A 1,340-nucleotide genomic window follows, 5' to 3' on the forward strand; every position below is an offset into this window, starting at 1 on the left:
GGCGCGGATGCCAATCCATTCGCCCAGTGCGTGGTCGTGGTGGCTGGGCACGTGGGCCAGCACGGTTTCGCCACTGGCCAGTTGCAGGGTGTACAAAAAGGTATTGCCCCGAAACGCCTTGCGCAGCACCTGCGCCTGCACACTGGCTGCGTCGTCGTGCACGATGTCGTCGGCCCGCAGCAGCACCTCCACCGGGCCTAACGGCAGATCCGCCAGCAGGGAAGGGCGGATGTCGTGCAGCGGCCCCAGCGGCGTGTTGACCTGTTTGTGGCTGCCGGTGGCATCGGTGTACAGGCTGACCTGGGCTTGGGCAAACACGCCGTGGCCAATGAAGTCGGCCACAAAACGCGTGGCAGGCCGGTGGTACAGGGTGTAGGCATCGGCCCATTGGTGTAGCCGCCCGTCCTGGACCACGCCGATGTGGTCACCGATCGCAAAGGCTTCCAGCTGGTCGTGTGTGACCAGCAGGGCCGTAGCGCCTGCCGCCTTCAAAATGCCGCGCACCTCGTGTGCCAGGCGCTCGCGCAGGTCTACGTCCAGGTTGGAAAATGGCTCGTCCAACAGCAGCAACTGCGGCCGGGGGGCCAGCGCCCGCGCCAGGGCCACGCGCTGCTGCTGGCCACCCGACAGCGCATGCGGCATGTGGCGGCGCAAGCCCTCCAGCCCCACCAACTCCAGCACTTCGGCGACCCGCGCCCGCCGCTCGGGCGTGGGCCAGTGGTGGATGCCAAAGGCCACGTTGCGCCCCACGTCCAGGTGCGGAAACAGCGCGTAGTCCTGGAACACCATGCCCATGCGCCGCTGCTCGGGGGGTACGGCCTGGCCGGGTGCGCTGACGGTCTGCCCAGCCAGGGCAATGTGGCCCGCGCTGACGGGCTCCAGCCCGGCCACGGCCCGCAACAGCGTGGTTTTGCCGCAGCCCGATGGGCCGATCAAGACGCCAATGTCCCCAGCAGGCAGGCCGAAGGTGACGCCGTTGACGGCAGGCTGGGGGCGGCCCGGGTAGGTGACGCTGAGGTTTTGGAGGTCGAGGAACATGTTCGGATTCTAGATATTTACAATTCTCATTTGCACTGGCGTAGCGCCTCTCCTCAGGTGCCACTACAACCGATACCCATGCCTTTTTTTCAACGCCTTGTGCAATCCCCCGTACTGCTGCTGGCCGCTCTGGTGCTGCTGCCGGTTTTGGCCGTATGGGCGGCGATGCTGCAATGGAATGCCGCCAGTGCCCAGATCCTGCAGAAGATGATGGCCACGGTGCTGCCCGAATACGCCCTGACGTCGGTGCTGCTGTGCGTCTGCGTGGCGCTGGGCGTGGCGCTGGTGGGTTCAGTCACGGC

The 1,340-nt window shown here is 66.3% G+C and carries 1 protein-coding gene and 1 pseudogene; one reads left to right on the forward strand and one right to left on the reverse strand.

Features of this window, described 5'->3' with window-relative positions; translation table 11 throughout:
* On the reverse strand, positions 1-1,038 hold a 1,038-nt coding region (locus AC097L_RS24585; RefSeq protein ID WP_479589340.1), incomplete at its 3' end, for an ABC transporter ATP-binding protein.
* Positions 1,039-1,116: 78 nt separating this feature from the next.
* On the opposite strand from AC097L_RS24585, the pseudogene AC097L_RS24590 reads away from it, so the two are divergent.
* Positions 1,117-1,340 (forward strand): annotated as a pseudogene (locus AC097L_RS24590) (iron ABC transporter permease); the annotation flags it as partial.

Source organism: Rhodoferax sp. RT5P35 (assembly GCF_056521385.1).